Annotated in this window: 20 protein-coding genes; 19 read left to right on the top strand and 1 reads right to left on the bottom strand. The window is 43.9% G+C overall.

Features of this window, described 5'->3' with window-relative positions; genetic code table 11:
* Positions 1-63: 63 nt before the first annotated feature.
* The 19 genes from Q5076_RS02280 to Q5076_RS02190 all read left to right on the top strand — a co-directional run bounded on the left by Q5076_RS02280 (position 64) and on the right by Q5076_RS02190 (position 22,542).
* Positions 64-1,152 carry a glycosyltransferase family 2 protein gene (locus Q5076_RS02280; RefSeq protein WP_303010610.1) on the top strand — a complete coding sequence of 363 codons (1,089 nt, stop codon included), beginning with the start codon at positions 64-66 and terminating at the stop codon, positions 1,150-1,152.
* A gap of 35 nt (positions 1,153-1,187) precedes the next feature.
* Positions 1,188-2,165, top strand: coding sequence for a glycosyltransferase family 2 protein (locus Q5076_RS02275; RefSeq protein ID WP_303010609.1), 978 nt, complete (start codon positions 1,188-1,190; stop codon positions 2,163-2,165).
* Between the two features lie 333 nt (positions 2,166-2,498).
* On the top strand, positions 2,499-3,320 hold the full coding sequence (locus Q5076_RS02270) for a glycosyltransferase (protein WP_303010608.1): 822 nt from the start codon (positions 2,499-2,501) through the stop codon (positions 3,318-3,320).
* A gap of 98 nt (positions 3,321-3,418) precedes the next feature.
* A complete protein-coding gene (locus Q5076_RS02265; RefSeq protein ID WP_303010607.1) occupies positions 3,419-4,606 on the top strand; it encodes a hypothetical protein in 1,188 nt (395 codons plus the stop codon).
* Positions 4,607-4,635: 29 nt separating this feature from the next.
* Positions 4,636-5,418 (top strand): glycosyltransferase family 32 protein, encoded by a 783-nt coding sequence (locus tag Q5076_RS02260; RefSeq protein ID WP_303010606.1) that lies wholly within the window; start codon positions 4,636-4,638, stop codon positions 5,416-5,418.
* The gene (locus tag Q5076_RS02255; RefSeq protein WP_368389370.1) at positions 5,415-6,503 is read left to right on the top strand and encodes a glycosyltransferase family 4 protein; all 1,089 of its coding nucleotides are present in this window, start codon (positions 5,415-5,417) and stop codon (positions 6,501-6,503) included. Before Q5076_RS02260 ends, Q5076_RS02255 begins: the two co-directional genes overlap by 4 nt.
* Before the next feature lie 206 nt (positions 6,504-6,709).
* Entirely contained in the window at positions 6,710-7,831 is a 1,122-nt protein-coding gene (locus Q5076_RS02250) for a glycosyltransferase (RefSeq protein ID WP_303010604.1), read from the top strand.
* Positions 7,832-7,884: 53 nt separating this feature from the next.
* Positions 7,885-8,478, top strand: coding sequence for a sugar transferase (locus Q5076_RS02245; RefSeq protein WP_303010648.1), 594 nt, complete (start codon positions 7,885-7,887; stop codon positions 8,476-8,478).
* A gap of 17 nt (positions 8,479-8,495) precedes the next feature.
* Positions 8,496-8,780 carry a PqqD family protein gene (locus tag Q5076_RS02240; protein WP_303010603.1) on the top strand — a complete coding sequence of 95 codons (285 nt, stop codon included), beginning with the start codon at positions 8,496-8,498 and terminating at the stop codon, positions 8,778-8,780.
* Positions 8,781-8,799: 19 nt separating this feature from the next.
* The gene (locus Q5076_RS02235; RefSeq protein WP_303010602.1) at positions 8,800-9,939 is read left to right on the top strand and encodes a nucleotidyltransferase family protein; all 1,140 of its coding nucleotides are present in this window, start codon (positions 8,800-8,802) and stop codon (positions 9,937-9,939) included.
* The gene (locus tag Q5076_RS02230) at positions 9,896-10,804 is read left to right on the top strand and encodes a phosphoenolpyruvate carboxykinase (protein ID WP_303010601.1); all 909 of its coding nucleotides are present in this window, start codon (positions 9,896-9,898) and stop codon (positions 10,802-10,804) included. The genes Q5076_RS02235 and Q5076_RS02230 overlap by 44 nt, the downstream gene beginning before the upstream one ends.
* Positions 10,797-11,588, top strand: coding sequence for a polysaccharide biosynthesis/export family protein (locus tag Q5076_RS02225; protein WP_303010600.1), 792 nt, complete (start codon positions 10,797-10,799; stop codon positions 11,586-11,588). The genes Q5076_RS02230 and Q5076_RS02225 overlap by 8 nt, the downstream gene beginning before the upstream one ends.
* 25 nt (positions 11,589-11,613) lie before the next feature.
* Positions 11,614-13,974 carry a tyrosine-protein kinase gene (locus tag Q5076_RS02220; RefSeq protein WP_303010599.1) on the top strand — a complete coding sequence of 787 codons (2,361 nt, stop codon included), beginning with the start codon at positions 11,614-11,616 and terminating at the stop codon, positions 13,972-13,974.
* A 141-nt stretch (positions 13,975-14,115) separates the two neighbouring features.
* Complete coding sequence (locus Q5076_RS02215; protein WP_303010598.1) at positions 14,116-14,319, top strand: hypothetical protein; 204 nt, start codon at positions 14,116-14,118, stop codon at positions 14,317-14,319.
* Between the two features lie 29 nt (positions 14,320-14,348).
* On the top strand, positions 14,349-16,595 hold the full coding sequence (locus tag Q5076_RS02210; protein WP_303010597.1) for a hypothetical protein: 2,247 nt from the start codon (positions 14,349-14,351) through the stop codon (positions 16,593-16,595).
* A 73-nt stretch (positions 16,596-16,668) separates the two neighbouring features.
* Positions 16,669-18,732: a hypothetical protein gene (locus Q5076_RS02205; RefSeq protein WP_303010596.1), complete on the top strand. Its 2,064-nt coding sequence runs from the start codon at positions 16,669-16,671 to the stop codon at positions 18,730-18,732.
* A 29-nt stretch (positions 18,733-18,761) separates the two neighbouring features.
* The gene (locus Q5076_RS02200; RefSeq protein WP_303010595.1) at positions 18,762-19,952 is read left to right on the top strand and encodes an OmpA family protein; all 1,191 of its coding nucleotides are present in this window, start codon (positions 18,762-18,764) and stop codon (positions 19,950-19,952) included.
* A 454-nt stretch (positions 19,953-20,406) separates the two neighbouring features.
* Positions 20,407-20,868 carry a S24/S26 family peptidase gene (locus Q5076_RS02195; protein WP_303010594.1) on the top strand — a complete coding sequence of 154 codons (462 nt, stop codon included), beginning with the start codon at positions 20,407-20,409 and terminating at the stop codon, positions 20,866-20,868.
* A gap of 90 nt (positions 20,869-20,958) precedes the next feature.
* Positions 20,959-22,542 carry an ABC transporter ATP-binding protein gene (locus Q5076_RS02190; protein WP_368389369.1) on the top strand — a complete coding sequence of 528 codons (1,584 nt, stop codon included), beginning with the start codon at positions 20,959-20,961 and terminating at the stop codon, positions 22,540-22,542.
* Here the strand turns inward: Q5076_RS02190 and Q5076_RS02185 are convergent.
* Complete coding sequence (locus Q5076_RS02185; protein WP_303010592.1) at positions 22,522-25,143, bottom strand: DUF4962 domain-containing protein; 2,622 nt, start codon at positions 25,141-25,143, stop codon at positions 22,522-22,524. The genes Q5076_RS02190 and Q5076_RS02185 overlap by 21 nt on opposite strands.
* Between the last annotated feature and the right edge of the window lie 44 nt (positions 25,144-25,187).

Below are 25,187 nucleotides of genomic sequence, written 5' to 3'. Positions count from 1 at the left end.
TGCCTGTGTAATCCATATCGGAAAAATATTTTAAATTTAAGTTAAATCCATTATTGCAACAATATGAGTATAACGGATAAAATTCTTACAGTTATTGTACCGACATATAACATGGAACAATATTTGGAATATTGTCTTACATCTTTATGTGTAGATAAAAATATAGGGCGTTTGGAAATACTCGTCATCAATGACGGGAGTAAAGATTGCTCATCAGCTATAGCGCATGAATTTGAAGACAGATTTCCTCATGTATTCAAAGTCATAGACAAAGAAAATGGGAATTATGGTTCTTGTATAAATACGGGATTAAAAAACGCGACTGGTAAATATGTGAAAGTGTTAGATGCGGACGACAGCGTAGATACTGAATGTTTTGAAAATTTCATATCTTTCCTTATTGAAACAGATGCGGATCTTGTGTTGTCTGATTTTGCAGTTGTAAATCGGGAAAGAGAAATAAGAAAAATTATCAAATATGATTTTGGAAACGGAAACTTGTTCAGATTCAATGATATTTGCCGTACAGGAACTTTCAAGAATATGCAGATGCATGCTGTGACTTATCGCCTTGAAAACTTGCTGAAGTTAGGTTACAAGCAGACAGAGGGGATATCATACACCGATCAAGAGTGGATATTCATACCCATGATTATGGTCAAGACTGTTGCTTGTTTTAAACATTATGTATATAAATACTTGGTTGGCAGAGTAGGACAGACAATCAATCCGGAAGTCAAACTAAAGAGCATGGTACATACGGAACGATGTGCTGCTAGTATGGTTACAGAATATGAGAATCATAGAGATGTAATAATAGGAAAGCCTGTACAAGAATACCTTTATGCCCGTCTTGTACCGATGGTAAAGGATGTGTATGTATTTTCACTGACACACTACGGAGAAAAGATGAAAAAGCAATTGAATGAATTTGATGGACAACTGAAAATTTTGAGTGAAGAAATATATAGTCTTATAGGAAGTCGGGAAATCAGTTCTTTCATGGGATTTGAATATATCAGCTACTGGAGGAATCACAAAAGAGTCAATCCTATAATAATAAGTGTGTTAAGTAAAGGATATCTTTTGTTGCTCAAAATAAAACAATTATCCCGTAAACCGGATGAAATGGCAATTCCTATGCCGGACTAAATAATACTCTTTTTCATTTCACACAACTTACTCAGATGAAAGTTTCAGTAATCATACCTGTGTACAAGGTTGAGAGATTCATTGTCAAATGTGCCGACTCTTTGTTTGCACAAACTCTTCAGGACATTGAGTTCATTTTCGTAGATGACGCTTCACCGGATAAGAGTGTAAACTTGCTTCAGACTTGTATTGACAAATATCCGGAAAGAAAAAAACAGATAAAAATATTAAGACATGAGGAGAATAAGGGGCTACCAGCTTCGAGGAATACTGGTTTGGGAGTTGCTTCGGGAGAATATATATTTCACTGTGACAGCGATGACTTTGTCGAACCGGATATGTTGGAAATGTTATATCGGACAGCAACTGAAAAAAAAGCAGATATAGTATGGTGCGACTGGTATCTTTCATTCGAACATAACGAACGTTACATGCCCCAGCCGGATTATCCATCTCCCATAGAAGCTTTGAAAGGAATGCTGAACGGGGCAATGAAGTTTACGGTATGGAATAAATTAGTAAAGCGTCGCTTGTATACGGATAATGAAATTATATTTCCTACGGGATATGGAATGGGGGAAGATATGACCATAATGATGCTTTTTTCTTGTGCTGAAAGGGTATCATATTTGCCCAAGGCTTTTTACCATTATGTAAAATTGAATATAGGCTCTTTCACACAAACCTATTCGGAACAACATTCTGTAGAACTAAAATACAATGTACGGCGTATATCTGAATATTTGCATAGAAAATTCGGAAATACATTGGATAAAGAAATCGCTTTTCTGAAACTGACTGTAAAATATCCTTTTCTTATCAGTATTAGTCCGGAAAAGTACCGTTTATGGAAAACATGGTATCCCGAAGCCAACCGTTATATTTTGCAAAACAAATCTGTATCTTTTCGCAGCCGTTTCCTACAATATTGTGCATGGAAAGGGCAGTTCTGGGTTGTTTGGCTTCATTACATTTTCTTGCAAAAAGTGGTTTATGGATTGATTTATAGATAATATGTATTCAATTATCCTGATTATACTTTATTGAGGAAAGTTCAGTGCTGCCAATACCTTTTGGTTGAAAAATGTGGAAAAGAATCTGAGAAATGTATGTTCATTTTCAGAAATGGAATATGAAGGTAGAAATTTCTGTTACTGATAATTTTGCGATTGTTCTAAATAAGTTTGTATAATATAAGCTGCATCTTGACTATATTTATTTGAAAAAGTATGCTCATAATAAACCGTTTTGTTTTCGTTACATTTTATATGAGTGAAATGGAACAGTTTAAAACGTAAAATCAGATTGTGGAAAAAACGACATCTAAGGATAAATAAAATACCGATATGAAAGTTTACGTTACACTACTTTCCAATAAGTCCTATTTCCAAGGAGTGTTGGTTCTGCATCGTTCGTTGAAGCACGTAGGAGCAAAATATCCTCTTTATTGCGCTTTGTCTACAACGGTGGATGCGAGAACAGAACGGGAATTGGAGAAGGAGGGGATTCCTTGTATTCGTTTATCCCATGCTGTTCTGGCGGGAAACGTAAATCCGTCGGAACAGAGTTTCTCCCATTGGAATCATACGTTTGACAAATTGTTGATTTGGGGACTGACACGTTTTTGTAAAATCGTGTTTTTAGACTGCGATATGTTAATCGTGCGCAATATTGATACTTTGTTCGAGCGAAAGCCTTTCTCCGCTGTGAGTGCCGACTCTTCTTATCCCGGCAATGAAATTTGGAAAGGTGGACTCAATTCTGGTGTCATGGTGATAGAGCCGGACAAAGATGTAGAGCAGAAACTATTACAGACAGTCGGTCTTGTGGTAAAAAAAAGTAAAGAACAAAAAGTGCCGGTAGGTGACCAAGACGTACTCAAACAATACCTTTTCGATTGGGGAGAGCAGTTTTCATTACATCTTGATGAGGGGTATAATTTGTTTGCCGATCACCTTACTTATTACATTCGACATTTGGGATATTCCCTAAGTGGAAAAGAGGAAAGAAAGCCTGTATATGTAATTCATTTCGTCGGTAAATCGAAACCTTGGATGAAAAAAACATTGAAAGAATGGGCCTGGATGTTCAAGATGTGTTTAAAGAATCCATATTATATTGATGCTTACAGGCAGTTTATGAATTATTTGAAAGTATTGGAGAACTGAGAATGTGTCGTATTGTATCTATAATAATATTGTTAATTATTTGCAGTTGCTATTATTTTCCTGTCGCTCTGAGAGTTTTTCCGTCTTTAAATTCTAAGATGGTAGTAGCAGCGTTAGGATTAATAGTTTTCGTATGGGAACACATAAAAAATAGAGTGCCTTCTATTCGGAAAGAAATATTTCCTATTTTGGTATTAGGACTTCTATTTTCTTTATCTTCCTATTTTTCCATTGTTTATAATAATACGTATGATTTTGTTTTTGCCACTTATTTTGTTTCAATGTGTGTATGGTTGGGGGGAGCATATTTTGTGATATATGTACTGAAGAAAGCTTATGGCATGGTTACGTTGAAAATCATATTTCAATATTTAACTTTAATATGTGCAGGACACTGTATATTAGCTGTGATTATAGATAATTTTCCAGTATTGGCTGTTGCCATTGATTCCGTATTTGATCAAACCAGTATGGAATATTTTGAGAAGAATCCACGTTTGTACAGTATAGGAGTCGGATTCGATACTGCTGGTATCCGTTTCTCCTGTGTATTGTTGGGTACGGCTTATTTAATAAGAAATGCTTCTACAGAAACACAAAGGAATTTTAATGTGATGCTCCTGTTTATTATTGGGAGTATTGGTAATATGGTTTCCCGTACGACAGTAGTAGGTTTAGTAATAGCTTGTATATATTTATTGATATCTTCTAGTTTTTGGATGAAAATAAGAATCACTTTCAAACATATTTTATGGGTTACAAGCTTTTGTTTTTTGATAGTGTTGCTCTTTTATGCCGGTAATCATTTGTATAACACGTCAGTCGGATTCAGACAAGCTTTTGACTATGGGTTTGAGGGGTTTATCAATTTCTATAAAGAAGGTACATTTTCCACTCATTCTTCAGACTTGCTGGTCAATAGTATTGGCTTTATACTTCCAGACAATATGAAAACATGGATTATCGGTGACGGATATTTTGCTGATCCTAATGATACTGATACGTTTTATATGGGCACAGATATGGGGTATATACGGTTTATATTTTACTGTGGCATAATAGGCTTATCTACTTTCCTTGCCTATTTTATTTGTTGTACGTATGTACTGTGTAAACGGGAAAAAAAATTAAACCTATTCTTTCTTTGTCTGTTTGTCATACAGCTTATTGTCTGGGTTAAAATTCCGACAGATATATTTTGTTTTTATGCCTTATTATTGTTGTCAGACGGACAAATTTCTGTCCAGGATAATTGTTTGCTTGACCCATCGGTGCATTTGACATAGACACTGTTTTTAATTGATATTTCATTTTTATGATACCGAAAATTATACATTACTGCTGGTTGAGCAATGACCCGTTTCCTGAAAAGATTCAGATGTGTATGCAGTCTTGGAAAGAAATTATGCCAGATTATGAATGGAAATTGTGGAACACGCAGAATTTCGATATAGAAAAGAGTGTTCCTTATGTAAAAGAGGCTTTTGCCCATCGGAAATGGGCATTTGTCGCTGACTATATCCGCCTTTATGCACTTTATGAAGAAGGAGGCATCTATTTGGATTCGGACGTAAAAGTCTTGAAACGTTTCGATGATTTCCTGCATCATTCTTTTTTCTCCTGTGTGGAATATCATCCTTTCATGATAGAACGGGACAATTCTTTGAATGACATAGGTGAAAACGGATTACGGATTACGGACAAATATATTTCGGGTATCGAATTACAGGCTGCTGTCATGGGAGCGGAAAAGGGATGTCCATTTGTCAAACATGCATTGGATTGGTATCAGGACAAACATTTTATCAAGCCGGATGGTAGTATGGGGTTGGATGTGATTGCTCCACAAATATATGCCCGGATTGCGGAAAATTATGGTTTTAGGTACAAAGATATAGATCAAAAGTTGAAAGACAGGATGATGATATATCGTTCTGAAATATTTGCAGGAAACAGACGTGAAGTAACTCCGGCTTCATACGCTATACATTATTGTGAAAATAGTTGGATAAAACTCCCGTTGCCTGTAAAAATAAAACATTATTGGAAATTTTTCCTTTTTCTTGTGAAATCAAAAATCCGGTCAGAAAAAGTATGATTTACATTAACGGACGATTTTTGCTGCAGGAACAGACTGGGGTCAACCGTTTTGCCTACGAACTGTGCAAAGCCCTCCGCAAATCAGGAATCGTATTCGTATTGCTTTGCCCGTACGGTGATATAAAAAACTGCTATGATACCACGGAATTTTCCATAAAGCGTTGCGGATGGGGAAAATCACATGTCTGGGAACAATTATTCCTGCCTTTTTTCTTTTTTATGACACAGGGAAAGAACCTTCTTGTTAATTTTACGGGAATTGGTCCCATCGCAATCAAAAGTAAGATAATGACTATACATGACCTTGGATTTATGATAAATCCGAAATGGTATTCGGTTTCGTACATATTTCTGTATAAAACATTGACTCCTTTGAGCGTCGCGACATCATTAAAAGTTTTAACAGTAAGTGAATTTTCAAAGAATGAGATAATACGTTTACTACATGTTGAAAAAGATAAGATAGCCGTAATATACAATGCTGTATCATCTTCATTTACGCAACTGGATACAAGCCATGAAAATTCGGCAAAAGGAGAAAAATACATATTAGCTGTTTCTTCCATTGACCCAAGGAAAAATTTTGAGACATTGCTGAAAGCCTTTTCCATATTGAAGGACACCGATATGAAACTGTATATAATAGGGGGACAAAACCGTATCTATTCAACCTCTGTCGAGGAACTAAGCGCAAATATATCGTCTGAAAGAATAAAATGGCTTGGAAGAGTCACTGATACCGAATTGAAACAATATTACAAGAACACATCGTGTTTTGTGTACCCTTCATTGTATGAAGGTTTCGGTATTCCTCCTCTCGAAGCCATGTCTATCGGGGTTCCTGTTGTTGTATCGGACATTCCTTCTATAAGAGAAGTGTGCGGTGATGCAGCTTTATATGCAAATCCATTAGACGAGAAGGATATTGCAAAAAAAATTTCTTTGATTATAAATGACAAGGAACTGCAAAACAAATTGCGTATAAAAGGTCGTGCCAGATGCAAAGAGTTTGATTGGAATCGAAGTGCCCGAATATTGTCGGCAACCATTATCGAATTACAAAACAGGTCTTGCAAGCATTAGTTATGTATTCATACTAGGGGTCCAATAGCAGACCATCGGGAATAAACCTACATATAAAACAGATAGAAGGTAAGCACATATGGGGTAGGCATTTATCTGTGTTGCCGTTGACATGAGTCGGTACTGTGGCAACATCGGATACTGACGGAAAGCGTCCCCATTTACATCCTTCCTCTCCTTTATTTTAAAATCTTAAAAAGAAACTTTTGAAAGTATTGCAATTAGGAAAATTTTATCCAGTCAAAGGCGGTGTAGAGAAGGTGATGTATGACTTGATGCTCGGACTGTCTGAACAGGGGATAGACTGTGACATGCTCTGTGCCGCAAGCAAAGGAAGCGGTCATACCGTTTCCATCAATGAACATGCCCGATTGAAGTATTGCACCTCGTGGTCGGAAGTTGCGGCGACGATGATTTCGCCGGCTATGATTTTCGCGCTGAAAAAAATATGCCGGAATTATGATATCATCCACATACACCATCCCGACCCGATGGCTTGCCTGGCCCTGTTCTGTTCGGGATATAAAGGAAAAGTCATTCTGCATTGGCACAGCGATATCCAAAAGCAGAAAATGTTGTTGCGCCTTTACCAGCCTTTACAGGACTGGTTACTGCGACGCGCTGAACGGATTATCGGGACAACCCCGGTTTATCTGGCGGAATCCCCCTTTTTGAAACACGTGCAGCATAAAACATGTTGTTTGCCTATCGGTGTGGAGCCGGTGCGCCCGCGTATGAAAGATGTGGAAAATATCAGGAACCGGTATCCGGGTAAGAAAATCGTTTTTTCTCTGGGACGCCTTGTCGCTTACAAAGGATATAAGTTCCTTGTAGAAGCCGCTCGGTATTTGAGTGACGATTATGTCATACTGATAGGAGGCACAGGCGCTTTGGAAGATGAACTGAACTCGGAAATAGAAACACTGGGAGTACAGGAAAAAGTGAAGCTGCTCGGACGGATTTCCGATGAAGAACTTCCGGCTTATTATGGCGCTTGCAAAGTCTTCTGCCTGAGCAGCGTACAAAAAACGGAAGCTTTCGGAATAGTACAGATAGAAGCCATGTCTTGCGGGAAACCGGTGGTCGCCACTAATATTCCCCACTCGGGAGTATCATGGGTGAATGCTCACGGCTATTCAGGACTTAATGTGGCTCCGGAGAACGGTAAGGAACTGGCAGATGCCGTCATGGCGATAGCGGGAAAAGAAGAAGATTACAGAAAGTATTCCGTACATGCGGAGCAACGCTATCGCGATGTCTTCACCAAAGAGAAAATGATAGGAAACTTGTTGGAAATATATAATGAATTATGGAAAGAACAGAAGTAATTGCAAAATCGGCAAAAAATGCGGCAAAGGAACGGAACTATTATGAAGACGCCATGTCACCTGCCACTTGTCATGTCAAGCGATGCCTTGATATCATAGGAAGTGTACTCGGGTTAATTGTTTTTTCACCTGTATTTTTGATTATCTATATGGCAATCAAAAGCGAAGATCGTGGGCCAGCCATCTTCAAGCAGGAGCGGGTCGGTTACCGGGGAAAGATTTTCACATTGTATAAGTTCCGTTCCATGACGATGACAGCGGAAGCGGACGGCAAGCCGGCACTCTGCCGGCAAGGCGACAAACGGCTGACCCGCGTGGGACGTTTCTTGCGTGAACATCATTTGGACGAGCTGCCGCAACTTTTAAATGTACTTAAAGGAGAGATGAGCTTTGTGGGACCACGCCCGGAACGCAGCTTCTTTGTCAAACAGATTATAGCCATCAATCCGGATTACCAACTTTTGTACCAGTTGAGACCCGGACTGTTTTCGCCGGCCACGCTCTATAACGGCTATACGGATACGATGGAAAAAATGTTGCAAAGGCTCAGGATGGATTTAGACTACCTCGCTTCACGTTCCTTGTGGTTGGATACGAAAATAATTTTCCTGACAGCTTTTTCAATACTCACAGGAAAGAAATTCTAACGGAAAAATAGACGGTTATGACAGTGAAAAAAGCGATAGAACCCAAACTAGGCTTACAATTGAGAAAGATTGGCAACAAGTATATGATTGTTGAAGTTTGCAATGAAAATGTGAATATGACCGATGTCTTCAGCCTTAACGAGACCGCTGCACGGTTGTGGCAACGGATAAACGAAGGGAAGTACGCCTCAGAGGAACTGGCAGACTGGCTGTGCGGTGAATATGACACAGACAAAGACACAGCTCTGAGAGATATAGAAAGACAATTGGAAGAATGGAAAAAATTCGGACTGATAAAATAAAAGATACAACCGGGCTGATATGGTGGCAGGAGAAGTGACAAATAAGGAAGAAGCCGTTTTATTGATTTTGCTCAAAGCCGGATTATGGGAGAAAGAGCCGGACAACCTCTCTCACTTTCCCCTTTCCGATGAAAGTTGGGCGGAAGTCTATCGTCTGGCGCAGCGGCAAACGGTAACGGGCCTTGTCTATCAAGGAATGTGTTTGTTGCCGGACAAGCTGTTGCCCTCCGAACCACAGTTGATGCGTTGGGTAGCCAGGGCAGATGCTATCGAACGGAGTAACCGCAGGATGAACGGCATATTGGCACGGCTTTGCGGGATGTTCGAGGAGAACGGGCTGACTCCTGTCCTGCAAAAAGGGCAAGGCGTGGCATCCTTGTATGAGAATCCCCTGCTGCGTGAATGCGGCGACATAGACCTCTATTTCCCGAAGAAAGAAGAGAGACAATATGCCGCATCGCTGGTGCGGAAATCCGGTTGGCATATAAAAAATGAGGCCGACGGCAGTGCTTGTTACGAATGGAACGGCGTGCAAGTAGAACATCATCCCCGTTTGTTCGATATCAATAACCCTTTCGTCCAGGACAGCTTGAAAAAAGTGGAACATGTGCATGGATATCGTACAGCTCTGTTACCCGACGGAACGGAAATTACAGTACCTTCTCCGTTGCTGAATCTGTTGCTGCTGAACACTCATATCATGAAACATGCTTTCGGATGGGGAATCGGCTTACGCCAACTGTGCGACATGGCACGTGCCTGTTATAGTTTCCGTGACACCGTCAACCCGCTTGAAGTGAAAACCCTTTATCATAAAACCGGCATCGGAAAGTGGAGTCGCCTGCTTCATTCGTTTCTGCAGGATTATTTAGGGCTTCCTCCTGCTTCCCTGCCGTATGAAGAAGAACATCTGCCTTCCCGGCCTTTACTTGATATTATCCTGCGTGGCGGCAATTTCGGGCAATATGCAGCCGGGCGGAGCAATCTGTCTCAAAGCATGTGGAAACGCAAATTGCATACCTCGCGCTCATTTCTGAGTAATGCCTGTTTCTCATACGGCTACGCCCCGAAAGAAGCATTCTGGACATTTATAAATCTATCGATAGGACAAGCTAATGCTAAAAGAACATTATTTCCGGGTAGCGGGTTTCCTCTTTGATGTCTGTCTGGCGGGAGAACAGGATATGGAACGTCTGTTACCCTCTTTCCGTCCGTTCCGTCACGATAGCAACTGCCGTGCAGACGTATTGTTCTATTTCGTGGAGACTTCCGTTGCGGACACTTTCCGGGAAGAGGCTGTCCTGATAGAAGAGTCCATGAACGATATGGGATACACGCGGTTGTTGAAAACGCCTACCGGTTACCGGATAGAAATTCGGTTTACAGCCGACGGGGCGATACATTACTTGCACACCGACCCTTATTTTACTTTTGCCAAAGCCGGCATTTACTGGGATGACCCGTATGCGGGTGAAATCCTGTCTTCCATGTTACGCATCGTTTTTTCACAGGCCATAATCTATCACGGTGGAGTGTCCGTCCATGCCGCTGCAGTGGCATTGGACAATATGGCCTACCTTTTCATGGGTAAGAGCGGTACGGGTAAAAGTACCCATGCGGCCCTATGGCAAGAATGCTTTCCCGGTTGTGAGTTACTGAACGACGACAATCCCGTAATTCGTATTGTAAACGGTAAGGCGGTGGTCTATGGGACTCCTTGGAGCGGAAAGACCCGGTGCTACAAGAACCTCTGTTTCCCGATAGGCGGAATCGTGCGGCTCTATCAAGCTGTAGAAAACCGTTTCACCTGGCAAAAAGAGGTAGATGCCTTTATTACGATACTTCCCGGCTGTTCGGTGATACATAAAAATAACGACCAGTATAGAGAACTTTGCGATACATTGGTACATCTTGCCGGTCTGTTCCCTGTGGGGACGTTGGAATGCCTTCCCGACAGGCAGGCTGCAATTTTGTGCAGGGAAGAGATAAACCGGATTAATCAACACTACATAAAAAATGAATAAACAATTCGTATTACTAAGCTTACTTGCCGTATGTCTGTTTTCCTCTTGCGCCTCACGCAAGAACTTCGTCTACCTTTCAGACATGCAGATGGGAGAAAAATATCCGTTCGATACCAAACATGAGGCAGTAGTCCATAGTGATGACCGTCTGGGGATTAGCGTGACCTGCAAGAATCAGGAGCTTGCCATTCCTTTCAATATCCAAGGCGGGAATTTCCGGGTAGATGCAGGGGGCAATGTGAAGTCGTCCGATATATCGGAAAGCCGGGAAAAAGGTTACCGGGTAGATGCGGACGGCAATATCGACTTTCCCATTCTCGGAAAACTCTATGTGGAAGGCATGAAAGTCAGTCAGGTAAAGACCCTGATAGAAAACCGGATAAAAGAAGGCAACTATATCAAAGATCCGTTGGTATCCATCGAATTTCTCAACTTCAAGTACACCGTGCTGGGAGCTGTAGGGCGAAACGGCACGTTTAATGTGAACGGTGACCGGGTGACTTTACTGGAGGCCATAGCCAATGCCGGCGACCTTACTGCCAAAGCCAGGATTGACCGGGTGGCCGTCATCCGGGAATCGGGAGGCGAGCGGCAGATGTTCATGCACGACCTGCGGAGCACAGACCTCTTCGAATCTCCCTGTTTTTACTTGCAGCAGAATGACATCGTGTATGTCGAACCGAAATACCGGAAGAAAGATTCCGAAGACCGCGGGTGGCAAATCGGTACCACTCTGCTTTCTGTCGTTACAGCCATCTGTTCTATAATCTGGGCGACAAAATAACGAGTTATATTTTGATTGGAATAAAATGCAGACAAACAATTCTTCTGTAAACAAAGACGGGCAAAGCCTTAATCTGGTAGACTTGCTCGTATATATGGCTTCCAAGTGGAAGTGGTTTCTGCTGTCCGTACTGATATGCGGGGGGATAGCTTGGTACAAATACGCGGGTGCGCCTTTGGTTTTCTTCCGTTCGGCGACTGTGATAATCAAAGACCCCTCGAACAAGACATCCTCTGCGGGGCTAGACCGTTATGACAATTTCATCAACAAGGTGAATGTGGCAAATGAAATTTTACAGTTCCGTTCCAAGAAGCTGATGCGGGAAGTCGTGCAACGGGTCCGTGCGGATATAAGCTATTCCAAAAAGGAAGGGCTTCGTGCGTATGAACTTTACACACAGTCGCCTGTGACAGTCAGTTTTCCGGATGCCATGCCGGAACAACAATTTGCTTTCACCGTGATGCCGAAAGACGAACATACGGTAGTGCTCTCCGATTTCACCCGGAAAGAAGAAAAAGAGGAATATACGGTCAGTCTGAATGACACCGTCGCTTTGCGGGGAGGACGCATCGTCATTACTCCGACCAATTTTTACAGCAAAGCCTGGAACGGGGTGAAGATAAGAGTGCGAAAGAATCCTTTGGATGCAACGACCGCCTATTATCAGGGTAGCTTAGGTATCCGCCAGGAAGAAGAGGAATCCTCCATACTGACTTTATCGTTAAAGGACTTTTCTGCGGCACGTGCCGAAGATATGCTCAATATGCTTATCACCGTGTATAATGAAGAAGCCGTCAAGGATAAGAACCAAGTAGCAGTGAATACCGCTAATTTTATTAATGAGCGTCTGATTATTATCGGGCAGGAACTGGGTGATGTCGAGTCTAACCTGGAGTCTTTCAAACGTGAAAACCAGGTGGTGGATATATCCTCTTCCGCCAACATGTATATGAGCGAGACGCAGAAATACAGTACGGATGCTTTGGAATTAGAGACACAACTCCGGCTGGCGGAATATATCAGGAACTATTTGACCGACCCGAAGAAAGAAACTGACCTGATACCTGCCAATACAGGCATCAGCGACATGAACATCGAAAGCCAGATTACGCTTTATAATACAGCCAAATTAAAACGTGACCGGTTGGTAGACGACAGCAGTGATAGCAATCCGGTAGTGGAAGAGCTGAACAACTCGCTCCGGGCCATGAAGCAGAGTATCATTCGGGCTGTGGACAATATGATTGTGAGTATTAATGTGAAACGCAATGATGCGCAGCAGCGGGAGAAATTGGCGCAGAGCCAGGTTGCTTCTATTCCTGCCAAACAACGGCAGATGCTTTCCATCGAGCGTCAGCAGAAAATAAAAGAAGCTCTTTACCTCTTCCTTCTCAACAGGCGGGAAGAAAACGCCCTTTCACAGGCAATGGCTGACAATAATGCGCGTGTCATTGATAGTGCGGAAGGTAGCAAAGCCCCCATTTCCCCCAACCGCAACCGTATCCTGCTGATGGGTGTGCTTATAGGTATTGCTTTGCCGGGTATCGCTTTCCTGATGATTCTCTTCGTGGATACACGGGTACATAGTCGTAAAGATGTCGAGAAAGTCTTAAACGTGCCCTTTTTGGGAGAAATTCCATTAGACCGGGAAAAGTCGAGACGTCGTCAAGGGAAGAAGGAAACCCTGGTGGTACATGAACAGGGCGACGATGTGGTGTCCGAAGCGTTCCGTATCCTGCGCACGAACATGACATTTATGATGAAAAAAAACAAGGCGATGCAGGTCATAACCTTTACTTCCTTCAATCCTGGTGCAGGGAAAACATTTATTTCGCACAACCTTGCATTGAGTTTCGTTTACGCCAAGAAACGGGTCATATTGATAGATTTGGATATTCGTAAAGGAACGTTGAGCCGTCATTTCGGAAGACATGTGAACGGTGTTACGAACTATCTTTCCGACCCGGCAGTCACGGTAGACGATATTATACAACAGGCGGAATATTTTGATATTATCGCTTCCGGGACAATAGCCCCCAATCCGGCTGAACTATTGATGGACGGGCGGCTGGATGAGCTGGTTGCCGAACTGCGTACCCGGTATGATTACATCATTGCCGACAATGTGCCGGTAGGGCTTGTAGCTGATGCTGCAATTGCCAACCGTATTGCGGACTTGACAATATTTGTGGTACGTGCCGGGCGATTGGACCGTCGCCAACTGCCGGATATCGAACAACTGTATGAGGAAAAGAAACTGAATAATATGGCTTTGGTATTGAATGGAACAGATCCGAAACGACATGGTTATGGCTACAGTTATGGATATGGCTACGGCTACGGTTATGGCTACGGTGTAAAAGACAAGCGGAAAAACAGAACTTGAACAAAATTAAACAGGCTTTTATGTTAAACCGGAAAAGAGGAAAATAAGCAGATTAATAAGGTAAAAAAGGAATGATATGGGTCGTTCCTTTTCTCGAAAAAGATTTTTATTTTATAACTAAAAACTGAAAGTGAGGTTTATATGAAGAAAAAAAAGTATGAAGTTCCAACGACGGTGCATACGGAAGTGGAACTGGAAAACGGATTTATGAAGGCGTCAATATTTGAGCCGGATGAAAATCGTGATGAGGGTGTTTCCATCGAGGGACATGAAATCGGAAATACCGGTGATTATACGGATATCGGTTGGGACCAGAATGATGGTGGCAGTTCTTTTGGAAATTAATTTATAGACTTTTTAAATCATAAAGAAGTATGAAAAAGATAACGTATTCTTTGATTGCGACTGCTTTTGTGCTGCTAAGCGGTTGTCAGGACGATGTGGATGAACAACCGGGCGTACCTGTGCAAACAGGGGACGAGATTAGTTTCGGTTCTTCCTTGTCTGATACAGGAATGAGTACTCGTACAATTTACGATGATACGCCGACGGTAGGACCCGACGGACAAAAGTATTATCGGGTGAGTTGGGAAGAAGACGGTAGTGATGAGATTGCGATTTATTGTCCTCAGGCAAATGTACCGGGTAGTCCTGACAGACTTGTAAATTATAAAATAATACCTGATACAAATAATCCTACCACATCAAGTGCTGTTACTAAAGTAAATCCTGATGACGCAGGTTTACAGTGGGGAGAAGGTGACGGACCGAATGGTACACACCGGTTTTATGGTTTTTATCCGGCGAGTGCAGTGACAGGTACGGAAGATGGAAAGATTAAAGGTCATATTCCGGAATTGCAAAATCCCACAGGTTGGCGTGTAGAGAGCAATGATGCTGGTGGTACAACTTATTATGGTCAGGCCAATACAGATTATGCTTATATGTGGGCTTACGGTTCGATAGACAAGAATAATATGACGGAAGGGGAAGATGTTGCATTGACATTCCATCCTTGGACAACGATTCTCGAAATAGAAGTCAATGGACCGGAGAGCGGGACAATGAAAATCTCGAACATAAACGTTAATGCGATAGGAGGACAAACGTTATTGAACGGAGATTTTGTCTGCGATATGACCAAAGTCGAGGATGATCCGAATGCTGCTCCTTCTTATGAAGCTGTAGGAAACACTACAGGCTTAGTCCGTAATAAAATTTCCATATCCGGCTGGAATGCGGAGAAGAATGATTTTATTACGTTAGGACCTAATGATAAGATGATAGTTAGAGCTTTTTTACTTCCTGTTGATGAGGGAATAACTGATGCACAGACATTGCAAATAAGTGTATCTCCTTTAAATCGTAAAAATCTTGTAAGGACTTTAGGAGGAGATGCGAGTGCAGTGGGTGGAGTCAAAGCACATAAAGTGAATATTGTTAAACTTCCGGCTTTGATGGATTTGGGAACTAATTATTGGATAAGTTCTCTTGACCCTGATATCTATCTTTCCGAACTTTCTCTTCCAGGTAGTAAGTTCTCATATTTGACAGCAGGTAACGATGCTAAACCGGTTTATCAAGGTACTGGTATTGAACAACAGTTCATAGATGGTGTGCGTGCTTTTATTGTGCAGACAGGAGTTACTGATGCTAGTTATAAACGAGGTTGGTTTAGCAACTATGAGTATGTCGAAGGGAGTGGCGGATTACCTGTTGAAGGGTCAGCGGGGAGGTCTCTTGAGAATACGTTACAATCTATTGTGGAGAGCTTGGAAACAGCAGAGGAAGCATTAGGAACAGCTTGTAATGAATTTGCAGTTTTGATGGTTACTTATGCGGGTGATGGAGCTGTACACGTAGATAGCCCTAATATTGGTTTAATATCTGGTGGTGCACAACGTGTGTGGATAGAGGTCATTGCTGATAAACTGTCTACTTTAGGTGCAAATGTAGCAAATAGAATCTATACGGAAGAAATTACGGCTGATACTAAAATAGCAGATGTCAAAGGTAAGATTATTATAAAAGTAAACTATAATTCTAATTTCCAAGAAAATTATGTTGCTGACGATGCTTCCGTACCGGCTCTGTTCTCAATGTGGGATGGCACAATAAATACTGTGCCTTTGCGTTGGGGAACACCCAATTCTTCTTCTTCCCGTAAAGCACTTCAATGGATGTATCAGGAAGCTACTCATGTTGGAGAGGGACAAGAAATTACAAAAGCTAATAAAGAAAAATATGTTTACGAAATCTTTGACAAGAGTGTTGCAGCCTACCAACAGAATGATGCTCATGATACTTGGTACATGAATGATTGCGGTGGAACTTTTTATGAGGGTACAGAGACAAACGAAGGAGTTATTGGCCTGACTGAGTGGTTGAATCCGTTAGTCATCAGCAAGTTGCAGGAACGTACGGAGAATGCTTCTTTGGGTTTGATATTCTTTAATTTTGCAGACAGTCGATCTGATTCGGGCCAAAAATACGGTACCGATGGGCTGATTCAGACAGTCATTGACAATAATTTTAAATTTCAATTGCGTAAGGAAGGTTCTTCCGCACAGACAAACAATTACAACTCTACCTATACATCCGGTGGAAATATAATCGAATAATAATTTTATAATGGTACGGGAGGATAGTTGTTTACAGTAGAAAATATCCTTCTGTACCTTATTTTATATAAAAATGAAATACAAACAGATATTTTGTTGGGTAGTTGTTGTCTGTTGTGCAGGACTTGTATCTTGTTCGGATGAGAGGGAGACGTCCACAAGCGGCATGAAGCCGGGAAATATGCGTATCGTCAGCACAGTTGGCGGTTTTACGTCTTTGCCGGCTACTCGTACACAAACTGGAAACATGACCGATGAAGGAGCTTTGATGATGAAATGGTCGGTGGGCGACTGTATCGGAGTTTTCGGTGCGAATACGGCTAATGCCCTGTTCACGAGTGATAACGAAGAGCCTGCCGAACAAGTTACATTTTCCGGAGCGATTGATTCGGGAGACACTCCGTTGTATGCCTACTATCCTTATCAGGAAGGAATGACCGACCGGAAGAATATTTCGGTAACGCTTCCCGCTGAACAGATTTATATTGACGAAAGTTCCATTGCCCAATACGACGTGAAGGCGGCCGATATTATCCTTCCATCCGGAAATGGCAGTTATACGCTGAATATGCGTCAAATGGCAGCATTGGTACGTTTCGAAATAAATCTGGCAGATGCTGGCGGTTTTTCGGTCGATGAGAAACTGATAAGGGCCGAATTGCATACGGGTGACCACGTTACAGGAAATTATTCCTATGATTTGACAAATTTGGATGCCGGGCTGCTTCCGGCCGGCGGTGAACAGAGTTCGACACTCAACCTTACCTTTGCCGAATGTCCTTCACTTTCCGAGCCGGTGATAGCTTATGCCGTTGTAGCTCCGGGTAGCCAAGCAGGAAAAACATGGAATTGTACGTTTATAACCGATAAGCACCGTATCGATTTCACTACGGACGCTTTGTGCGACTTCGAGTCCGGAAAATACTATATTATGCCGTTGAATGCCACAGTCCTGGAGAACAATCATGCCGATGTGACAGAACAGGAAGAAACAGCTAACTGCTATATGATAACCGGACCGGGCGAACATTCGTTTCAAGCGAATGTGATGGGGAACGGACAAAAAGGCATCATTCCCGGACAGGGGTTTCATGCTGTTTCGGCCTATTTTACACCGGTATCGGCAAAACTGCTGTGGCAGGATACCGAGGGATTCATTGACGAATCCTCTGTCAGATTACGTGACGGACGGTGTTATTATACGGCACGTAAAAATACCGGTAATGCTGTGATTGCCGTGTATGACGGTGAAAATTGTACAGGTGATATTCTTTGGAGCTGGCATATTTGGGGAGTAGGCGATGAGATACCTTCCGACGAAATGTACACCAATAAAGCGGGCGCTCAATTCACAGTGATGGACCGTACATTGGGAGCGCATTCCAAAACCTCCGTTTATGCTACTTTGTACCAATGGGGACGTAAAGACCCTTTCCCGAATGTCTCCGTCTATTACGTAGACGGCATGAATGAAAATATTGAAGAATCGTTTCCCATGTATATTTCAACGGAAGGGACAATAGCCGAATCGGTTAAACATCCTGCCGAAATGCAGAAGTACATTGACAACAGTTATCGTAACTGGCTTGCCGAAGACAATGTTTCTTTGTGGGGCGACACGAAAGGTTCAAAGGGAAATTTAACGGATATTTCCAATGCCGGTGCAGGATGGACAAATGGAAAAACCATTTACGACCCGTCGCCGGCAGGTTATCGTGTAGCCAATAAATATACATGGACTTATTTTGTCAAGCGGAGCGACGGCACGACGGAAAGCCTGTCTAACCCGACAAAACTCGACTATATCAATTATGTGAAATATGACAATGGTTATTATTTTATGAAGAGTGAAGACGATACCGAGGGAGCTTTTTATCCGATGACGGGATTACGTTACGGTTCTGACGGTTCGATGATGTCTGCCGGAGCTTCTCCTGAAAATACAGTGGGCTGTTACACATATTACTGGTCGAGCGCGCCTTTTACTGTCATAAATACGGATGGCGGTTATTCGTCTGCTCTTTATCTCGGTCGGTACGATGCAAAGACAGGAGGTTCTAATTCGCGGAATACGGTGACTGTGGTAGAATCCGTCGGCCGGCGTGATGCTTATGCTGTTCGTTGTGTGAGAGAATAAATTTATTTATAACAAAACATTATAAGAATATGACTAAAAAAATGTTTGTTGCAGCCGTTGTTTTTGTGGCTGCAAGTTCGATTTATGCGCAGACGGAACAATCTGCCGTTATAGATGAACAGGTGGAGTACAGTAAGGATAAATACAAAGTAGAAACCAACCGTTTCTGGAGCAACTGGTTCATTGGCGTGGGCGGCGGTGCGCAAATCTATTTCGGAGACCATGACAAACAGGCCTCATTCGGCAGCCGGCTTGCCCCGGCTCTGGATTTGTCTGTTGGCAAATGGTTTACGCCGGGCATCGGAGTGCGTTTTATGTACAGTGGTCTCCAGATAAAAGGAGCTACTCAACGACCCAATACGGTTCACGGAACAGGCGAGTATCTCGGTGACGATAAGGGATGGACGGAAAAACAGAAATTCAACATGTTCAACTTCCATGCCGACGTGATGTTCAATGCCTCAAACTTGTTGTGCGGTTACAATGAAAAACGTATTTATAATTGCAGCCCCTATTTCGGCTTAGGCGTAATGAAAGCTACGGACGAGCCGACAGCAACGGAGATTTCCGGACATTTCGGTATTTTGAACTCTTTCCGTCTTTGTTCGGCGCTCGACCTGAATCTTGACTTGCGCGGCTCTTTGGTGAGCGACCATTTCGACGGTGAATCAGGAGGACGCGGCGGTGAAGGCATGTTTACGGCTACCCTCGGACTGGCTTACAAATTCCAGCCTCGCGGTTGGGACCGCAGCAAGACAGTGGTACGTTATAATAATGCCGCTATCAATGAAATGCGCGAGAAGCTGAACCAGATGAGCGAAGAGAATGCACGTCTGAAGAAAGCCCTTGCTGAAAACAACAAACAGGAAGCGCAGACCATTGTCAGGAAGATTGCCGCTGCCAATCTGGTTACTTTCAGAATCGGCAAGTCCAAGCTTTCCAACGAGGCGCGCGCCAATCTGCAGTTGATGGCGGAAGTAATCAAGAAATCAGATGCTAATACGGTTTATACGATTACCGGTTATGCCGATAAGGGCACAGGCAGCAAGAAAATCAACGAACGCTTGAGCAAGGAACGTGCACAGGCTGTTTACGACTGTCTGGTTAAGGAATTCGGCGTGTCCGAGTCGCAACTCCGTATCGACTACAAAGGCGGTGTGGACAACATGTTCTATGATGACCCGCGTCTGAGCCGTGCGGTAATTACCCGTGGAGAATAAACGAAAAACCCTTATATCTCAATATGGATTTTTACCACAGACTTATGATGTGATATCATAGGCTGTACGCATTGAATCCATTCGTTTGTTTTGTTTTGTTTATAATTCTCTTCCCGGCCAAGAGTGGTCGGGAGGAGAATACTTATGAAAGCTTATGCAGGCGGGCAATCAGGTCCGGACACCGATATCTGTTTCCTGCCTGGAATATTATATAACGGTTTGTTTTGTTTTTACTTGAAAAACGGATGGGCCGGAATACCTTTGTGTTTGAACATGCCAGTTCAAATAAATATACTTTTATCCCCTTATTTTATGTTAGAAAATGCATGTCGGTTTTACCGGAGGGTAATATTGGCTGCGGAAAAATGATGCTTGCCTGTGAAAGGTAGGCATCATTTTTTATTATATATTACTGTCCGGAAAAAATATGCGCTGTCCGGATAAAACGGAAGAGATGACATTACCCGAAAAAATAATATTGCCTAACGGATTGTTGTTGTCCGATGTGGCCGCCATGCTGTCCGAAGGGCGGAGCGTGCTGTTACGGGCGAAAGGAAACAGCATGTATCCCTTCATTGTCGGAGGGCGCGATAAGGTGGTACTTCAAAAAGAAAAACAAATCCGGGTCGGTGACATCGTGCTGGCATACCTCGGAGAAAAGGGGTATGTGCTGCACCGGATTTACCGAATCGAAGATAAACGTATTGTCCTGATGGGAGACGGGAATGTATCTGTCACGGAGACATGCCTGCAGGAAAACATTTGTGGAAAAGTCCTGAAAATCGTACGTAACGGACGCTATGTGGACTGCGACTCTCCGGGCGAATGCCGTAAGGTACGGGTTTGGTCGGCATTGCGGCCTTTCCGCCGGTATATTCTGGCGGCATGCCGTTATTGGAGAAAAAAGACCGGTTAAATATATGATGGAAACATGCAGGTGAAAGATTGCATCAAATGGCTGTGGAGCGTTTCAAAAAGATTCCGTCTCCGAATTTTATGGAATGGCATGATTGGGATACTGCGCGTAGCGGTATCCTTGTCTTTTATATGGGTGTGCAAATGCCTGATTGATATAGTAACCCGCCGTTCTGACGGTTCTCTCGACTTTTATATCGGATGGATGGTATTTTGCATGCTGATGCAGTTATGCTTGTCCGCCGTCGGTAGCCGTCTGGGCAGCCGTCAGGAAATCTGCCTCCGCAATGAGTTGCGCGGCAAGCTTTTTGCACGTTTGATGGAAAGCCGGTGGATGGGACAGAAAGAACTTCATACCGGTGATATGCTTAACCGGCTGATGGAAGATGTATTGACGGTTACCGATATATTGTCCAGGGGGATTCCTTCCGTTATGGTTACGGCCGTTCAACTGGCGGGAGCCTTTTTCTTCCTTTTCTGCATGGATGAATGGCTGGCGGGAATCGTACTCTTTATTATGCCGGCGGCGTTGTTGCTTAGTAAAAGTTACGTGAGGAAGATGCGTAGATTGTCCCGTGAGATACGTGCCGCGGACAGTCATGTACAGAGCCATATCCAGGAATACCTGCAACATCGCACGTTGGTCCGTACATTGGAATATACGGCGCGTGCCGTCGGTTCGTTGACTTCTCTGCAATCGGACTTGCAGTGTCTGGTAATGCGGCGGACAGATTTTTCACTCTTTTCCCGCCTGATGGTTCAGCTCGGTTTTTCGATGGGGTATATGACCGCTTTTCTATGGGGAATTTTCGGATTGCGTGACGGTACCGTAACTTTTGGCATGATGACCGCCTTTTTGCAATTGGTGGCACAGGTACAGCGTCCCATAGTGGAGCTTAGCCGCCAGATTCCGGCGTTTGTCCGCGCGTTTACTTCGATAGAGCGTCTTGAAGAACTTTCTTCTTGCCCGTTGGAGCAGCAGGGAGAACCGATACGCCTGGCAGGACCTTTGGGAGTCCGTCTGGTACAGTTGGAATTTGCTTATCCCGGAAGTAAGCGTAAGATTTTCCAGAACTTCACCTATGATTTTGTCCCGGGCAGCCTGACTGCCGTCATAGGGGAGACGGGTGCGGGGAAAAGTACTCTTTTGCGGCTGGTACTCGCCCTTCTTCTGCCTGACAGCGGCAAGGTCGTGTTTTATAATGAAGAGAGAGAAACGGAAGCTTCTCCGCTCACCCGGTGCAACCTTTCTTATGTGCCGCAAGGCAATACGCTCATTAGCGGGACCATACGTGAGAACCTGTTGATGGGCAATCCCGATGCGACGGAACAGGAGCTGCATTTTGCACTGCATACGGCAGCGGCGGATTTTGTCTATGCGCTGCCCGACGGCCTGGATACCCTTTGCGGGGAACAAGGCGCGGGGCTTAGCGAAGGTCAGGCGCAACGCATCGCCATAGCCCGCGGTTTGCTTCGTCCCGGCAGTGTCCTCCTGTTGGACGAACCTACTTCATCATTGGACGGAGAGACTGAAAAGATTTTATTGGAGCGTCTTTCCCGACAAGTAAAGAATAAGACGCTGATTCTGATTACTCATCGGGAACTGATTGCCCGGCTTTGCCCGTTTACGGTACGGATACGCAGAAATACGGAATTAAATCTCGAAGTCCGGTAAATAGTCCGTCAGGATTTTATCTACTTGTTTACCTTTCACCTGGTCGGTAATAACCGTTACCCCTTCTTTTTTACCGGCATCATAGCTTAAAGAAACTTTTTCGGTCTTGTTGGTGACATTCACGGCAGCCTTTCCTTCTCCCGTCAGGTTGCAGGTAACGGTCCAGTTGCCTACCTGCACGGTATTTCCTTTACGGACCACTTCCAAGTCCGGGCGATTATCGCCGTGAATATCCATGATTGTCAGGAAGCGGGCTGTCTTGCACGGGACGGTCGTGGATGAAAAATGCCAGTGGTTCGGATATTTCACCGTTTTCCCTTGGGCGTTCGTTACGTTTTTCCAGTTAGTCGGGGCGCAGAAAAAGGTGTCCGTGATTGCCTGTCCGGTCTTTGCCGAACTGAAAAGATGGGCGACGGAGACGCCTCCCGTTTTATTCTTGCCGGTCACTTTTATTTCATCCGCCAGCTCCTGCACTTCCATGGGGAGTTCTACCGTGTGGAGGAGATAACTCCAGGTGACAGCCTCTTTCCCTTCCAATTCATCGTAGATTACGTATATTCCGCTATTCCCTAATTGAATGACATGGCGGCGGAATAAATCCAATTTGTTCTCATCCCATCCCTTGTCGGGCGTGTATCGGGTTCCGGACAATTCTCCCCGTTTCAGCCATAAGGGAGAGGTCACTTTGCCATAAGCATTGGAGGCGTCTCCCACTAGGTAGGAAATCTTTTCCCCTTCATACCAGCGCGGAATCCATCCGTATCCTTCCGTTCCTATCTTTTGAGTCATTCCGTTGACCAGGATGCTGTTATGGGCGCGCGTGTTGCGATAGGAATACATGCAGTGGTCGTCTGTGAAGCCTGTACGGTGTCCGCTGCTGTAAAAAATAGCTTTGCCTCCGTAGAAAGTGTTGAAGGCATTCTGGTTGGCAAGGGCATGAGAGGTGGAGCCGTAAGGACTGGAACGAAATGAAAGCATGGCGTTCTTGCCGATGTCTCCTAGTGAAGTATGCATCGTGGCGATTCCCGTTTCATTGAACACTTTTGTCCCAGGTAACTCTGCAAGAGTGTGTTCCTCTTTCGGGAAAGGCTTTTGGGTTGTGCAGCGGTACCATGTCAAATCTCCGGATTTTCCCAGGAATGTCTTTTTCATGATATCCGGTTCTTTTTCCAGGATAGTGCGCACATAGGCGGCAGCCCACGGATTGTTGCACTCGCGTGCCAGTGCGTCTGCATAGCCTACTCGCGTGCCGTTCGGTTTCATTTTCGTCTCGTGCGAGTTGCCATGTCCGGCGGATTTCGAGAACGGGGGTTGTTGGTAGATGACGTATAGGGCGTTGTTGTTGTACCAAGGCTCAGCAAAGAAATCGAATCCGCTGATGCGTGAGTAGAAGGCGGGGACTTCGATTAGCGTGCGCAGGTTGACGTGGAAATAAGAATCACCGTTGTGCCATCCTCCGTCGGTGTTCAGTCCCGGCAGGCGGGACACCCATTCGTTGTAACAATAGTCTACCCAGGTGGAGGCCATCGGAAGTTCTCCGTAAGTAGCGAAGGCTGCCATGTTCAGGATACGGAAAGTCATTTGCCATACATGGTTGTCGGCAATGCGGTTTTCCAGGTGATTGACATATTCGCGGTAGAACTTCTTGCCGTTGTCGCGGATACTTCTTAGAAGCATTTTCTTTTCGTTCGGAGTCAGCAGGTTATACCATCCGTCATAGGCCGAAGTACTCATAGACAGGATGGTGGAGCGGTTGAAATCGCCTGCAAAATATTTGCTGTCTTTCCATGAAAGGATTTCGGACAGGCGTTTGATTCCTTCCCTGTAATATTTCTCGTTCTTGGTGAGCAGGTATGCGCGTACCATCGCTTCGATGTTCGCCTCTTCCCGGTCAACGATTTTACGGCTTTCGCGAATCAGGGCGGAACGGTATTGGACAATATTTGTCAGCTTGACGACTTGTGTCGTATCGATTTCTTCTTCCAGGTGTTTCAGCGGGCGGTTCAGGTATTTGTCTGCTTTTCTGATGTAGGCTTGCGCTTCTTCGTTGTCTTTGTTACGTTCGATGATATTGTCCCAATCCTTGGCGTCGAGCAAAATTCGGGGATGGCTTTTCGGCAGTTTGGCAAGTACTTCCTGCAACGAAGGAGGGTTGAAGATGCGGGTCTGCCCGTCTACGAAGAAGTGGTAGACGGGAGACCATTCTTCTTTCCCGTTTTTATCTACATAAGCATGTTGCCAATACCATTTTCCTTTCTCAAACAGTTGGAAAGGATTGAAGAAAGCCCATTTCCTTTCAGCGGTAATCACTTCCGATTTGAACTCCGGGTCGCGTGCGATACGGATGCGGTAGGTTACCTCCGGTTTGTAGTCCTTTTCTTCTACTCCGTCAAGTACGGCGCCGAGGTGGGGAAACTTGTCCGGCCACATGAAACGCGGCGGATTGACCGCTATGTGTTGCCCGTCCAGCGGAAAGGGTGTTTCACGGACTTCATGCATCAGTGTTTGCCGGGTCAGGCGCATGATGCTTTTCTGGGCGTATCCGTTGGCGGAAAGCAGAAGGACGGCCAGAAGGAAGATATGGGTTTGCTGTTTAATCATATTATTTTTGTTTTTATTGTTCGTCATTCGTCGTTTATTGTTTG

The sequence above is a fragment of the uncultured Bacteroides sp. genome (genome assembly GCF_958445495.1).
Taxonomy (GTDB): Bacteria; Bacteroidota; Bacteroidia; order Bacteroidales; family Bacteroidaceae; genus Bacteroides.
Note: the sequence above shows the minus strand (reverse complement) of the source record. Positions and strands in the feature narration are given on the sequence as shown.